Source organism: Kocuria kalidii (assembly GCF_044462225.1).
Lineage (GTDB): Bacteria > Actinomycetota > Actinomycetes > Actinomycetales > Micrococcaceae > Kocuria > Kocuria kalidii.
The window spans coordinates 19,031-31,990 of the sequence record NZ_JBISWJ010000076.1 but is presented as its reverse complement, the minus strand read 5'-3'; the positions used below and the strand labels follow the sequence as shown (position 1 = coordinate 31,990).

Annotated in this window: 9 protein-coding genes; 4 read left to right on the top strand and 5 right to left on the bottom strand. The window is 74.3% G+C overall.

Annotated elements, in window-relative coordinates; translation table 11 throughout:
- Position 1: 1 nt before the first annotated feature.
- A complete protein-coding gene (locus tag ACH9D3_RS10960) occupies positions 2–1,507 on the top strand; it encodes a tripartite tricarboxylate transporter permease (protein WP_396400161.1) in 1,506 nt (501 codons plus the stop codon).
- A gap of 174 nt (positions 1,508–1,681) precedes the next feature.
- The gene (locus ACH9D3_RS10955) at positions 1,682–3,244 is read left to right on the top strand and encodes a sodium:solute symporter family protein (protein WP_396410921.1); all 1,563 of its coding nucleotides are present in this window, start codon (positions 1,682–1,684) and stop codon (positions 3,242–3,244) included.
- Between the two features lie 197 nt (positions 3,245–3,441).
- On the opposite strand, the gene ACH9D3_RS10950 is transcribed toward ACH9D3_RS10955, so the two are convergent.
- On the bottom strand, positions 3,442–3,819 hold the full coding sequence (locus ACH9D3_RS10950) for an L-rhamnose mutarotase (RefSeq protein WP_396410920.1): 378 nt from the start codon (positions 3,817–3,819) through the stop codon (positions 3,442–3,444).
- Between the two features lie 522 nt (positions 3,820–4,341).
- Here ACH9D3_RS10950 and ACH9D3_RS10945 point away from each other — a divergent pair.
- Complete coding sequence (locus tag ACH9D3_RS10945) at positions 4,342–4,866, top strand: sigma-70 family RNA polymerase sigma factor (RefSeq protein WP_396411003.1); 525 nt, start codon at positions 4,342–4,344, stop codon at positions 4,864–4,866.
- The gene (locus tag ACH9D3_RS10940; protein WP_396410919.1) at positions 4,863–5,504 is read left to right on the top strand and encodes a methylated-DNA--[protein]-cysteine S-methyltransferase; all 642 of its coding nucleotides are present in this window, start codon (positions 4,863–4,865) and stop codon (positions 5,502–5,504) included. Before ACH9D3_RS10945 ends, ACH9D3_RS10940 begins: the two co-directional genes overlap by 4 nt.
- A gap of 252 nt (positions 5,505–5,756) precedes the next feature.
- On the opposite strand, the gene ACH9D3_RS10935 is transcribed toward ACH9D3_RS10940, so the two are convergent.
- The 4 genes from ACH9D3_RS10935 to uca form a co-directional block, all read right to left on the bottom strand.
- On the bottom strand, positions 5,757–7,208 hold the full coding sequence (locus ACH9D3_RS10935) for an amidase (RefSeq protein ID WP_396410918.1): 1,452 nt from the start codon (positions 7,206–7,208) through the stop codon (positions 5,757–5,759).
- A 190-nt stretch (positions 7,209–7,398) separates the two neighbouring features.
- Positions 7,399–7,896, bottom strand: coding sequence for an allophanate hydrolase-related protein (locus ACH9D3_RS10930; protein ID WP_396410917.1), 498 nt, complete (start codon positions 7,894–7,896; stop codon positions 7,399–7,401).
- Positions 7,886–9,262 carry an allophanate hydrolase gene (locus ACH9D3_RS10925; RefSeq protein ID WP_396410916.1) on the bottom strand — a complete coding sequence of 459 codons (1,377 nt, stop codon included), beginning with the start codon at positions 9,260–9,262 and terminating at the stop codon, positions 7,886–7,888. The genes ACH9D3_RS10930 and ACH9D3_RS10925 overlap by 11 nt, the downstream gene beginning before the upstream one ends.
- Before the next feature lie 37 nt (positions 9,263–9,299).
- Positions 9,300–12,959 carry an urea carboxylase gene (uca, locus tag ACH9D3_RS10920; protein WP_396410915.1) on the bottom strand — a complete coding sequence of 1,220 codons (3,660 nt, stop codon included), beginning with the start codon at positions 12,957–12,959 and terminating at the stop codon, positions 9,300–9,302.
- Position 12,960: the final 1 nt, after the last annotated feature.

The following is a 12,960-nucleotide window of genomic DNA, read 5'->3' as shown; positions in this document are numbered from 1 at the left end:
CATGGATTCACTCAATCTGCTGATGGAGGGGTTCGCCGGCGCGCTGACCCCCATGAACCTGCTGTGGGTCGTGGTGGGCTGTCTGCTCGGCACCGCCGTGGGTGTCCTGCCCGGCCTGGGCTCGTCCATGGCCGTGGCCCTGCTGCTGCCCATGACCTTCGCCCTGGACCCCACCGCGGCGTTCATCCTCTTCGCCGGCGTGTACTTCGGCGGCCTGTTCGGCGACTCGACCATGGCCATCCTGATGAACACCCCGGGCCAGGGCTCGGCGATCGCCTCCACGTTCGAGGGCCACAAGATGGCCAAGGACGGCCGGGCCCCGCAGGCCCTGGCCACCGCGGCGATCGGCGCGTTCATCGGCGGCATGATCGCCTCCGTGGTCGTGGTGTTCCTGGCGCCCCGGCTCGCGGACTTCTCCGCGAACTTCGGCCCGGCCGAGTACTTCGCCCTGGCGCTGTTCGCCTTCGTCGCCACGTCCTCGGTGGTCTCCGACTCGGCGGTCAAGGGCCTCGCCTCCCTGGTCCTGGGCCTGGGCATCGCGACGGTGGGCATCGACGCGATCTCCGGCTCGGAACGCTTCACCTACGGCTCCGCGAACCTGTTCGACGGCGTCTCCCTGGTGACCGTCTCCGTCGCGGTCCTGGCCCTCGGCGAGGTCCTGCACGTGGCCTCCCGGATCCGCCGGGACCCCGCGGCCCACCAGATGAAGGTCACCGGGCGCCCCTTCCTCTCCCGTGCCGAGCTCAAGGAGGCCGCCCCGGCCTGGGCCCGCGGCACCGCGATCGGCCTGCCCTTCGGCGTCATCCCCGTGGGCGGGGCCGAGGTGCCGACCTTCATGTCCTACGACCTCGAGCGCCGCCTCGACCGCCGCCGGAAGAACCCGACGTTCGGCAAGGGCGCCATCCGCGGTCTGGCCGCCCCCGAGGCCGCCGGCAACGCCACCACCGGCACCGCGATGGGTGCGCTGCTGGCCCTGGGCCTGCCCGTCTCGGCGACCGCGGCGATCATGCTCGCGGCCTTCCAGCAGTACGGCCTCCAGCCCGGCCCGCTGCTGTTCGACCGCGCCCCCGAGCTGGTGTGGGCGCTGCTGGCCAGCTTCTTCATCGCGATGGTCGTGCTGCTGGTCATCAACCTGCCCTTCGCCCAGGTGTGGGCGAAGCTCCTGCTGATCCCCAGCCAGTACCTCTACGCCGGGATCACCGTGTTCTGCGGGCTCGGCATCTACGCCACGTCCGGGGCCATCTTCGACCTGCTGCTGCTCCTCGGCCTGGGTCTGCTGGGCTTCGTCATGCGCCGCCACGGCGTGCCGGTGGCCCCGCTGCTGATCGGCATGGTGCTGGGCCCGCTGGCCGAGACGAGCCTGCGCGACGGCCTGCTGTCCTCCAACGGCGACTACTCGATCTTCGTGACCGGGCCCATCCCGCTGGTGCTCTACGGGCTGCTCTTCGTCGTGCTGGCGCTGACCGTGCGGTCCAAGATCGTCAACCGGTCCCGCAAGGACGTGTAGCCCCCCGTTCCCCCGTGTGCCGCCGCACCCCGCCCCGGACGTCCCCGGGGCGGGGTGCGGCGGTTAAACACAGACGTTACGGAGGAGAAACCACTCCGCCGCACCCCCCGGACATGCTTTACCTGTCAGATGACAGGAACTCCGCTCGGGCGGAGCCCAGGCGGGGAGACGCACATGATCATTCTCGGGGTCGGCATCACCGTGCTGGCGGTGCTCATCATCGGCGTGCTCATGGCGCGCAAGGTGGACGGCGACAGCACCAACTACCTCGTGGCCGGCCGGTCGCTGGGGATGCCGCTGGTCGCGGTGTCCCTGACCGCGGCGGCCGTGGACTCGAACGCCACCGTGGGCAACACGGACCTCACCTCCGGCTACGGCTTCTGGGCCGGCGCCTCGCTGGCCCTCGGCCTGGCGGTGTGCCTGCTGCTCGCCGGACTGTTCCTGGCCAAGCCCATGAACCGGCTGCGCCTGTTCACCCTCGGTGACTTCTTCCGGATCCGCTACGGCCGGACCACCGAGGCGCTCGCCTCCGTGATCATGATCTTCGCGTTCACCTTCCTGCTGGCCGGCAACCTGGTGGCGTGCGGCTTCCTGCTCGAGCACTTCGCGAACGTCCCGTACTCCATCGGCGTGGTCGTGGCCAGCGCCCTGGTGCTCAGCTACACCCTGGCCGGCGGCCTGTTCTCGGACGCCTACACGGCGGTGCTCCAGACCGTGATCACCGTGGTGGCCGCCGTGGCGCTGATCGTGTGGGTCGCCCTGACCTACGGCATCGTGGTCCCGGAGGGCATGGGCCCGTTCGACCTCGAGCAGCTCACCAGCTCGGAGGCCGGCGCCCCGATCAACTGGGCCACGCTCATCGCCCTCGGCATCGGCGACCTCGTGGCGATCGACTTCATGCAGCGGATCTTCGGGGCGAAGAGTCCCACGGTGGCCCAGCGCTCGTGCTTCCTGGCTGCCGGCACCACCGCGGTCATCGGCACGATCTTCGCCCTCGTGGCCCTCACCGCCACGTCCGTGCTGGGCCTCTCCGCGCAGGACGGTCCGATCCTCTACACGCTGCTGGGCGAGTACGCTCCCCCGCTGCTGGCCGTCCTCGTGCTCTCCGGGATCGTGGCCGCGTCCTTCTCCACCGCCTCCGGGGCCATTCTGGCCACCTCCGCCGTGACCGTGCGCAACGTCTTCAACGTCCGCCGCACCGAGATCACCGGCGCCCACGACCCCCTGCTGCGCTGGACGCGCCTGGCCATGCTCCCGGTGGTGGTCATCGGGATCCTGCTGGCCGTGCGGGTGAGCCAGACCGGGATCCTGCTGACCCTGGCCTTCGACCTGATGCTCGCGAGCCTGTCCGCCTCGTTCATCCTCGGCACCTTCTGGCGGCGCCCCGGCGCCCGGGCCGCCCTGGCCGCGGCGGTCGTGGGTCTGACCAGCCGGCTGGTGCTCCTCGTGCTGACGCCCACGATCTACGGCGCCCCCAACGAGCTCCTCCACGTCGAGAACAGCATCGTCACCAGCGCGTTCGACGGCTGGGCCACCCTCGTGGCCGGTGCCCTGGGCTGGCTCACCTACGTCCTGGTCGGTCTCACCGCGGCCCGCGCCCAGGTCGAGACCGACACGCAGCGGCTCGAGCTGTACCGCCTCTACCGCGAGCAGACCTCCTCCGGGTTCACGCCCCGGGTCCGCGCGGCTCCGTCCCCCGCGCAGCCGGCCGATCCGCAGGTCCCGGCCGGGGTCTGAGCGCCCGCGACGACGGACCGGTCCGGGCGCCCCGGTTCACCGGGCGGCGGCGCGGACGCCGTTCAGCGCTGCGGTGCCCCTCGCGCCCGGAGCCGGCGCGTGCCGCCCCGGCGGTCCGGACGGAGACCGGAGGCGTGGTCGGGCAGAGGCGCAGGGGCGCGGAAGTGCGGTGGTGCGGTGGTGCGGTAGTGCGGAGGTCATCCCGCCCTGGCGGTGTGCTGGCCGTCGGCCGCGCCGGCGGGCAGGGCCGCGATCTGGTCCTCGAGGTGGAAGACCTCGGTCAGCCGGAGGAAGCCCTGGTCGGGAGGGACGTCGAGGTCCTCGAAGAAGGGGGCCATCTCGGCCTGCCACCGGGCGTTCACCGCGGTGCTCTCCATCCCGGCGCGGGCCGCCGTCAGGTCCTCCGTCTCGAGGTACCCGATCAGCAGGCCGTCCTCCCCGAGGAACAGCGAGTAGTTGTGCCAACCGGTGGCCTGCAGCGCCCGGAGCATGTCGGGCCAGACCTCGGCGTGCCGGCGGGTGTACTCGGCCAGCCGGTCCTGCTTGATCTGCAGCCGGAAGCAGACGCGTTCCATGGAGGCTCCTTTCGCGTGCCCGGCGGAGCGGGCCGGGAGGGGGACGGAGGAAGGCGGTCCGAAGGGCCGCGTGGTGCTCGGGGCCGCGCGGGGAGAGGACCGGTTCGCACGGGCCGCGGACCGCCTCCTCCGCGGTGTCCGCACCTGGGCACCCGGATCCGCAGGGCCATGGGTAAAACGTTTCAACACGATGTGCTCCGCATCGTAGACATGGACCCGGAGGGTCGTCAACGGTCGGCCCGCTCCCGTCGGCGCCGTCGTTGATCCGTATTGCGGAGGTACCTACGATGAGCGCCGGAGACACCGGCCCGAGGAGCGGGATCAGCAGAAGGACGAGCCGAGGGACGACCTGAGGGACGAGCGGAAGGACACCGTGAGGGACGTCGGCGTCGAGGACGTCGTCCGCTCGGCCGACGGGGACGCGTCCGGGCCGCGATCCGTCCCGCCGGCGTCGGCGACGCCACCGGGGACGTGTCCGCCCGCCGATCTCACGTTTCGACCGGTGCGTCCGTCTACGGGGTGATGGAGACGAAAGAGCCTTTCGAGACGCTGGTGACCCGGCACGGCCCCGTGGTCTGGCGGGTCTGCCGTGCCGTGCTGAGCACCCCCGCGGACGCCGAGGACGCGTGGTCGGAGACGTTCCTGGCCGCGCTGCGCGCGTACCCGGAGCTTCCGGCCACGGCGAACGTGCAGGCGTGGCTGGTGACGATCGCCCACCGGAAGGCGGTCGACGTCGTCCGGGCCCGGGCCCGGGCGGCGGTGCCCGTGGCCTCGCCCCCCGAGCCGGCCGCGCACCGGGACGCGCCGTACGAGCACGACTCCCCGCTGTGGCAGGCCGTGGCCGCCCTGCCGCCCAAGCAGCGGCACGCGGTGGCCTACCGCTACCTCGGCGGCCTTCCGTACCGGCGGATTGCCGAGCTGCTGGGCGGCACGCCGGAGGCCGCCCGCCGGGCCGCCGCCGACGGGGTGGCCACCCTCCGCAGGACCCTCGCCACCCTCCCTGCGGAGCGCCGCGGGGAGACCGACCGGACAGGAGACGACCGATGACCACCGACCACCCCGATGCGCCGCCGCAGCGATCCCTGCGAGCGCCGCTGTCCGGTCTCCGCGCCGACCCCGTTCCGGAGGCCGTGCTGCGGCACCTGCACCGGCGCCTGGAGGACGGAGCCGCCGCGGCGGACGTGCTCGACGTCGCGTACACGACGGTCGGCACGCCGGTGGGGATGCTGCTGCTGGCAGCCACGCAGGAGGGCCTGGTCCGGGTGGCCTACGCCCGGGAGGACCACGACGCGGTCCTGGCGGACCTGGCCCACCGGGTCAGTCCGCGGGTGCTGTGCGCCCCGGATCGCCTGGAACCGGCCGTGCGGCAGCTCGAGGAGTACTTCGCCGGGATCCGCACCCGCTTCGACCTGCCCCTGGACCGCTCGCTCTCTCGCGGGTTCCGGCGCCTGGTCCAGGAGCACCTGCCCGAGATCGGCTACGGCCGCACGGAGAGCTACGGCACGGTGGCCCGCTCGGTCGGGCGTCCGCAGGCCGTGCGGGCCGTGGGCACGGCCTGCGCCACGAACCCGCTGCCGGTGGTCGTGCCGTGCCACCGCGTGCTGCGGGGCGACGGCGGCCTGGGCGGGTACATCGGCGGCCTCGAGGCCAAGACAGCGCTGCTCGAGCTGGAGGCGGCGGCCTGAGGCCTCCCGGCCGTGCCGCGCACCGTGACCGAGCGCCGCGGAGCGACGTCCATGGAGCGGGTGGCCCCGGCGCGGGTGCGGGCGGTCCGCCACGGCCCGACGACGCGGCCCAGCATCATGACCTGACGGCGCGGGCCGACCTCACGGCTCAGCATCACGGCCCGACGGCGCGGCCCGACCTCGCGACCCGACGTCACCGTCCGACGGCGCGGCCCGAGGTCGTTGCCCGCCGTGCCGGCCCTGCGCGGCACGTCAGAGGGGCGGTGCGACGTCCGCGTGCCGGGTGGCGTGATCGTAGGCGCGGGCGGTCCGCAGCAGCTCGACGTCACGCCCGTACGCGGCGACGAGCTGCAGCCCCACGGGCAGACCACCGGGGCTGAAGCCGCCCGGCACCGAGACGGCGGGGCACCCGGTGGCCGAGATCAGGCTCGCCGAGCGCATCCACTCGACATATGTCTGCATCGGCATGCCCGCCACGGTCCGGGGCCAGCGCTCTCCGGACGGGAACGGCAGCACCTGCGAGGTGGGCGTGAGCAGCACGTCCCAGCGGTCGAAGAACGCGCGCACCGCCTCGTGCAGGCGCGTGCGCGCCAGGGCGGCGTCCATGAGCTCCTCGGCGGTCAGCGCCAGCCCCTTCTCGACGTTCCAGACGATCTCCGGCTTCACGAGCTCCCGGTGCTCCGCGACCACCGTGCGCAGGGCGACCGCCATGTCGAAGGCCCGGGACACGTCGAACACCTCGTCGGCCTCGCGCAGGTCGGGGACGGCCTCCTCGACGACGGCACCGAGCTCCTCGAACACCTCGGCCTGGGCGATCAGCACCTCGATGACCTCCGGCTCCACCGGGACGCCGAGGCCGAAGTCGGCGCTCAGCCCGATGCGGACGCCGGCGAGGGGGCGGGTCCCCGGATCGGGGGGATCCTCCGCCGCGAGCGCCCGGAACCCCGTCCGCGGCGCCGGGCAGTCCAGCGGGATCCGCGGGTCGGGGCCGGCCAGCACGGACATGGCCAGGGCGAGGTCGTCCACGCTCCGGGCGAGCGGGCCGGTGCGGCCCAACCACGCCCAGGCGTTGCCGGTGGGAGCCGAGGGCACGACGCCGGCGGAGGGCCGGAACCCGGCGATGCCGCAGAACGCGGCCGGGTTGCGCAGGGACCCGCCCATGTCGGAGCCGTCACCCAGGGGCTGGATCCGGGCGGCGATCGCCGCGGCCGCCCCGCCGCTGGACCCGCCCGCGCTGCGGTCGAGGGCCCAGGGGTTGTTCGTGGTGCCGAAGATCTCGTTGAAGCTGTGGGAGCCCGCGGCGAACTCGGGCACGTTGTTCTTGCCGGTGCTGATCACCCCGGCCGCCCGGAACCGCGCGACGATCAGCTCGTCGTGCTCGGGGACGTGCTCGGCGAACACCGGGGAGCCGGAGGTGGTGCGGATCCCGGCGGTGGCGTGGGTGTCCTTGTGCGTCATCGGCACCCCGTGCAGGGGCGGCAGCTCGTCCGCGGGCGTGCCGGCGGTGAGCTCGTCGGCGCGGGCGGCGTCCTCGTACGCCCGCTCACGGACCTGCGTGACCACCGCGTTGACGGCGGGGTTCACGGCGTCGATCCGCGCGAAGTGGGCGTCGAGCACCTCCCGCGCGGAGACCGTGCGGGTCCGGACCGCCGCGGCGAGGTCCCGGGCGGAGAGCCGGCAGAGGTCGGTGGTGTCCGTGGTCATGCCCGCCACCGTACGACCCCGGCACCGGGAGTCCGTGGAGGCGGGCCGTGGGACCGCGGGCCGCGGGGACCCGGGCGATGGGATCGCAGACCCGGGGATTGCGGTCCGGGGCATCGCGGGCCGCGGGGCACCGGGTCCCACAGCCCGCCGTCGGGCCGCGAGCCGCAGGGAGGCAGGCCGCCGGTGCCGCTCAGGCCGCGGCCTCCCGGTAGGCGGCCCATCCGCCGTGGACCGTGATGTCCTCGGCGCTCTCGAGCGCCCAGGGCTCCACCAGGAACCCGGGCAGCTCCCGGCCGTCGGCGAGCTCGACCCTGCCGATGGCCATGGGCGCGGGGAGAGCCGCGACGAACGTGCCGAACGCGGCGGCCTCCAGCGCCCAGACCTCCACGGCCAGGGCCGCCCCGCGCCCCGGGACGCGCACCACGCCGGGCTTTGCGGGCACGGTGTCCAGGGCGAACATCCGGTACGCGGCGGCCGTGGTCGTCGCCGCCACGAAACGGGCGTCGAGCGCGAGCAGCTGCGGGTTGAGCGGCTGACCGCGCAGGTGGGCCCCCGCGACCACCAGCAGGACCTCCGGGGCGCCGAGGCCGGCGGACGAGGACACGGCCGGCGAGTGCAGGGCGCCCGAGTCCGCAGCCGGCGGGCGCGGGGGGTCAGCAGCCGGCGGGGGCGCGGGGTCAGCAGCCATCGAAGCCCCCTTCCCGGGCCACGTCCACGAGCCGGTCGTCCTGGAACGCGTCCCCCACGAGCTGCACGCCGAAGGGGAGGCCGTCCACCCGGCCGGCGGGAACGGCGAGCGCGGAGAGGTCGAGCAGGTTCACGAAGTTGGTGAAGCGGCCCATCCGGCTGTTGGCGCCCACGGGATCGGCCGCGACCTCGGCGAGGGTGGGGTGGTGTGTGGTGGTGGGCAGCACGAGGGCGTCGAGCGCGCCGAACACCTGCCGGGCCCGGCGGGCGCAGCCGTCGAGGAACTCCTGGTCGGCGAAGACCCGGTGGGCGGGAATGTCCCGGGCCCCGGTGATGATGCGCCCGACCGTGGGGTCCACCTCGTCCGGGTGGGCGTCCACGAACGCCCCCACGGCCGTCCACCGCTCGGCGACGAACGCGCCGTCGTAGAGCAGGGTCGCGGCGGCGAGGAACGGCTCGACGTCCACCGGCACGGTCCGGAAGCCCCGCTCCCCGAGCCCGTGGACCGCGGCGGCGTAGGCCTCGGTCCAGCCGGGGGCGAGGTCGCCGAGCTGCTGGGGCTCGGCGTACCCGACGACACGGTCCAGCCGGGCCGGCCGCGGCACGGCGGGCGGACGGGAGGGGGCGTCGCCGTCGTCGGCCCCGGCCATGACGTCCGCCGCGAGGCGGGCGAGGCGCAGCTCCCGGGCCATGGTGGTCACCACGTCCTGGCTCCGGCACGCGGGCACGACCCCGGTGGAGGGCACGGTGCCCTTGGTGGGCTTGACCCCGTACAGCCCGTGCAGGGCGGCGGGCACCCGCCCGGACCCGGCCGTGTCGGTGCCCAGGGCGAAGTCCGCGAGGCCGAGGGCCACGGCCACCCCGGAGCCGCTGGAGGACCCTCCGGAGATCCGCGCGGGGTCCTCCGCGTGCCGGACCGGGCCGTGCGGACTGCGGGTGCCCACCAGGCCGGTGGCGAACTGGTCGAGGTTGGTGCTGCCCAGCACCACCGCGCCGGCCTCCTTGAGGCGGCGGACCACCGTGGCGTCGGCCGCCGGCTCGTAGCCGAAGGCGGGGCACGCCGCCGTGGTCGGCAGGCCGGCCACGTCGATGTTGTTCTTCACCGCGAACAGGGTCCCGGCCAGCGGCAGGTGCTCGCCGCCGGCCCGGGCGGTCAGGACCCGGGCGACGTCCTCGGCCACGTCCTGCTGGGGGCGCAGGCCGATCCACACCTCCGGCCGGTCCACCTCCTCGATCAGGCGGTAGCGCCGCGCCACGAGCTCGTGCGCGGCGCGCTCGGCCGCAGTCGGCTCGGTGGCCGGGTCCGTGCTCGGGTCGGTGGCCGGATCGGTGGTCCCGGCCGTGGCCCGTGATGCTGTCGTCGTCATGCGCGCTCTCCTCGTGTGGTGGGGTCCGGCCCGCGGCTCAGACCGTCTCGGTGGCCGGTGCGGGTCCGGCCGGTGCAGGGACGGCCGGTGCAGGGACGGCCGGTGCGGGGACGGCCGTGCGGACCACGGCCAGGACCGCGCCCGGGCCCACGTGCGCCCCGGGCTCGACGACGATGCTGTGCACCACGCCGTCCGCGGGCGCCGTCACGGGGGCCTCCATCTTCATGGCCTCGACCGCCATCAGGGTCTGTCCCTCCCGCACCCGGTCCCCCACCCGGACGTCCACGCGGAAGACGTTGGCGGCGAACTGCGCCTCGACGCCCTCGCACCCGTCGGGGACGTCCACGGCGACGTCGTCCTCCACGGCGACCTCCGCGAGGGCGGCCACCCGCTCGAACTCGCCGGCGTCCTCCCAGGCCTGCCGCTCGACGTCGAAGGCCGCCCGGCGGCGGGTCTCGAAGGCGTCGATGTCCTCCCGGTGCTCGGCGAGGAAGGCCTCGTGCTCGGCCATGGAGAACTCGCCCTCCTCGATCCGCAGGGGCAGCCGGCCCACGGCCATGTCCGCGCGCATGTCCGCCAGCTCCTCGGAGGAGACCGGGTACCACTTGATCCGGTCGAAGAACCGGAGCAGCCACGGGGTGCCCTCCTCGTAGGGTCCGCGCTGCCGGTGGGTGGACCACACCTGGGTGGTCCGGCCCACGAACTGGTAGCCGCCGGGGCCCTCCATGCCGTAGATGCACAGGTACGCCCCGCCGATGCCCACGGCGTTCTGCGGGGTCCAGGTCCGGGCCGGGTTGTACTTCGTGGTGACCAGCCGGTGCCGGGGGTCCACGGGGGTGGCCACGGGCGCGCCCAGGTAGACGTCGCCCAGGCCCAGGACCAGGTACTCGGCGTCGAAGAGCACCGAGCGGACGTCCTCGACCGAGTCCAGGCCGTTGATCCGGCGGATGAACTCGATGTTCCACGGGCACCACGGGGCGTCGTCGCGCACGCCCTTCTCGTAGCGCCGGACGGCCTCCCGGGTGGAGGGGTCGTCCCAGGACATCGGCAGGTGCACGGTGCGGCTGGGCAGCCGCAGGTCGTGCGTCGCGGGCAGCCCGGCGTCGAGGACCAGCACGAGCTCGTGCACCTCGTCCAGGCCGAGCCGGTCCGGGTCGAGGTGGATCTGCAGGGACCGGATGCCGGGGGTCATCTCGAGCACGCCGGTCAGCGTCCCGTCGTCGACCTGCTGCTGCAGGGCCCGGCGCAGCGCCTCGATCCGCATCCGGGAGGCGATGTCCAGGGTCATCTCGCCGTACTCGACGAGCACGTTGGAGTCGCCGCTGCGCCGCACGGTCAGGGAGGGGCGCTCCGCGGTGGCGGCCACGGCGGTGACCACACCGCCGTCGACCACGGCGTCCCGGCCCGGGACGACCCGTGCCCGGGGGTCGCGGCGCAGGTCCGCGGCCTGGGCCTGGGTGATGGGCACGAAGCGCACCCTGTCCCCCGCCCGCAGCTGGCCCAGCTTCCACTTCTGGCCCTCGGCCACCGTGGCCGGGCACGTGAACCCGCCCAGGCTGGGGCCGTCGGGGCCGAGCAGGATGGGCATGTCGCCGGTGTAGTCCACCGCGCCCACGGCGTACGGGGTGTCGTGGATGTTCGAGGGGTGCAGGCCGGCCTCGCCGCCGTCGCGCCGGGCCCACTGGGGCTTGGGCCCGATCAGGCGCACGCCGGTGCGGTCGGAGTTGAAGTGGACCTCCCAGTCGGCGGCGTAGAAGTCCTCCATGTCGGCCACGGTGAAGAACTCGGGGGCGGCGTGGGGTCCCTCCAGGACGCCGACCTCCCAGTAGGCGCCCACCTGGGGTCGTCGGGCCAGGGGGACGTCGGCGACCTCGTGGGCGACGGCGGGGGTGTTGATCCCGAGGACGTCGCCGGGGGCCAGGGCACGGCCGGCGGCGCCGCCGATCTCGCCCTGCACGAAGGTCGCGGCGGAGCCCAGCACCAGCGGGACGTCCAGGCCGCCCTCCACGAGCAGGTAGGCGCGCATGCCCTGCTCGACGCGGCCGATCGCCAGGACGTCCCCGGCGGCCGGCTCGAGCACGGCCCACTGCGCCACGGGCTCCCGGTTCACCCGCACCTCGACGGGGGCGCCGGTCACCATGACCCGGGCCGGCGTGTGGAAGCGCAGGGTCGGCCCGGCCGCCGTCACCTCGAGGCCGGCCGCGTGCTCGGGGTTGCCCAGCGCCTCGTTGCCCAGCCGGAAGGACAGCTCGTCCATGGGGCCCGACGGCGGGATGCCCACGGGCCAGTACCCGATCCGGCCCGGCCGGTCCTGGACGGTGGTCAGGAGCCCGGACTTCAGGACCTCGATCCGGGGCTGGGCGCTGCGCACGCCCTCGAGGGTGGAGGTGGAGTGCTCGACGGCGGCCACCGCGGGCAGGTCCGTGATGGCGCGGAGCAGGCCCAGGTTGTTGGCGACCCCGTGGATGCGGGCGTCCTCCAGGCCCGCGGCGAGACGCTCCCACGCCTGCTCCCGGTCCTCGCCGTGGGCGACGAACTTGCTCAGGAGCGGGTCGTAGAAGGCGCTGACCTCGGTGCCGACCTCGATCCAGGAGTCGACCCGCAGGGACTGCGGGACCACGAGCCCGGTGACGGTGCCGGCGCTCGGCACGTTGTCCAGGTCGGTGTTCTCCGCGTAGACCCGGGCCTCCACCGCGGCGCCCCGGGCGACGAGCTCGCAGCCCAGCATGGAGCGGTCGCCGCCGGCCAGGCGCAGCATCCACTCGACGAGGTCCACGCCGTAGACGGCCTCGGTGACGGGGTGCTCGACCTGCAGCCGGGTGTTGACCTCCAGGAAGGCGGCCTCCTGGCGGACCGGGTCGTAGATGAACTCGACGGTCCCGGCGGAGCGGTAGGCGACGGACGCGCACAGCCGCCGGGCGGCGTCGTGGATCGTGCTGCGCACGTGCGCGGGCAGGTCGGGGGCGGGAGCCTCCTCGACCACCTTCTGGTGGCGGCGCTGGAGGGTGCAGTCCCGGTCCCCGACCACGAGGACGTCGCCGTGCCCGTCGCCGAAGATCTGCACCTCGACGTGCCGGGCGCGGTCCACGAGCCGTTCCAGGAAGACCCCGGCGGAGGAGAAGTTCGCCCCGGCCACGCGCCGGACGCTCTCCCACGCGCCGCGCAGGTCCTCGGCGTCGCGGCACTCCTGCATGCCGATCCCGCCGCCGCCGGCGGTGGCCTTGAGCATCACCGGCCAACCGATGTCCTCGGCCTGCGCCAGGGCGTCCTCGAGGGAGTCCAGCAGGCCGGTCCCCGCGAGCAGGGGGACCTCCGCGACCACCGCCGCGTCCCGGGCCGTGTGCTTGGACCCGAAGATGCGCAGCTGGTCGCCGGTGGGGCCGACGAACGCGATCCCCGCGGACTCGCATGCAGCCGCGAAGTCCGTGTTCTCGGAGAGGAAGCCGTAGCCGGGGTGGATCGCCCCGGCCCCGGTGCGCCGGGCGGCGTCGAGGATCCGGTCGATGTCCAGATAGCTCTCCGCGGCGGGCGAGGCCCCGAGGTGCACGGCCTCGTCGGCCGCGCTCACGTGCAGGGAGCCGCGGTCGGCGTCCGAGTACACGGCCACGGCCCGCAGCCCGAGGGCCTGGACGGCGCGGATGATCCGGACCGCGATCTCGCCGCGGTTGGCCACGAGGACGGTGTCGAAGGCCGTCATG

Coding starts and splice junctions, on each gene's coding strand:
- uca (WP_396410915.1), bottom strand. CDS start 12,959: ATGACGGCCTTCGACACCGTCCTCGTGGCCAACCGCGGCGAGATCGCG.
- ACH9D3_RS10945 (WP_396411003.1), top strand. CDS start 4,342: ATGGAGACGAAAGAGCCTTTCGAGACGCTGGTGACCCGGCACGGCCCC.
- ACH9D3_RS10950 (WP_396410920.1), bottom strand. CDS start 3,819: ATGGAACGCGTCTGCTTCCGGCTGCAGATCAAGCAGGACCGGCTGGCC.
- ACH9D3_RS10940 (WP_396410919.1), top strand. CDS start 4,863: ATGACCACCGACCACCCCGATGCGCCGCCGCAGCGATCCCTGCGAGCG.
- ACH9D3_RS10955 (WP_396410921.1), top strand. CDS start 1,682: ATGATCATTCTCGGGGTCGGCATCACCGTGCTGGCGGTGCTCATCATC.
- ACH9D3_RS10930 (WP_396410917.1), bottom strand. CDS start 7,896: ATGGCTGCTGACCCCGCGCCCCCGCCGGCTGCTGACCCCCCGCGCCCG.
- ACH9D3_RS10935 (WP_396410918.1), bottom strand. CDS start 7,208: ATGACCACGGACACCACCGACCTCTGCCGGCTCTCCGCCCGGGACCTC.
- ACH9D3_RS10960 (WP_396400161.1), top strand. CDS start 2: ATGGATTCACTCAATCTGCTGATGGAGGGGTTCGCCGGCGCGCTGACC.
- ACH9D3_RS10925 (WP_396410916.1), bottom strand. CDS start 9,262: ATGACGACGACAGCATCACGGGCCACGGCCGGGACCACCGATCCGGCC.